The organism is Mesorhizobium sp. M0048 (assembly GCF_040323405.1).
Taxonomy (GTDB): domain Bacteria; phylum Pseudomonadota; class Alphaproteobacteria; order Rhizobiales; family Rhizobiaceae; genus Mesorhizobium.
On the sequence record NZ_JAMYUV010000130.1, the window covers coordinates 1 to 797 of the forward strand.

Sequence of the window (797 nt, forward strand, 5' to 3'; positions counted from 1 at the left end):
CCCTGGTCGAGCAGCTTGCGGAACATCTCGACGCCCGTGCAGGTCGTCTTGGTGGTCGGACGGATGCCGACGATCTCCAGCTCCTCGCCGACCTTGACGACGCCGCGCTCGACGCGGCCGGTCACCACCGTGCCACGGCCCGAGATCGAGAACACGTCCTCGATCGGCATCAGGAACGGCTTGTCGAGCGGACGAACCGGCGTCGGGATATAGGCATCGACCGCAGCCATCAGTTCGCGGATGGCGTCCTCGCCGATCTTCTTGTCAGAATCTTCAAGGGCGGCAAGCGCCGAGCCCTTGACGATCGGAATGTCGTCGCCGGGGAACTCGTTCTTGGTCAAAAGCTCGCGCACCTCGAGCTCGACCAGCTCGAGCAGCTCGGCGTCGTCGACCTGGTCGACCTTGTTCAAGAACACCACGATCGAGGGCACGCCGACCTGGCGGGCCAAAAGGATGTGCTCGCGGGTCTGCGGCATCGGACCGTCGGCGGCCGACACCACCAGGATCGCGCCGTCCATCTGCGCGGCACCGGTGATCATGTTCTTCACATAGTCGGCGTGGCCGGGGCAATCGACATGGGCATAGTGGCGGTTGGCGGTCTCGTATTCGACATGCGCCGTCGAAATGGTGATGCCGCGCGCCTTCTCTTCGGGCGCCGCATCGATCTGGTCATAGCGCTTGTATTCGCCAAAATACTTGGTGATCGCCGCCGTCAGCGACGTCTTGCCATGGTCGACGTGACCAATCGTGCCAATGTTCACATGAGGCTTAGTGCGCTCGAATTTACCTTTTGCCAT

Annotated in this window: 1 protein-coding gene; it reads right to left on the reverse strand. The window is 62.5% G+C overall.

Going from position 1 to position 797, the window contains the following annotated elements; genetic code table 11:
* On the reverse strand, positions 1–797 hold a 797-nt coding region (locus tag NKJ84_RS33055; protein ID WP_352510012.1), incomplete at its 3' end, for an elongation factor Tu.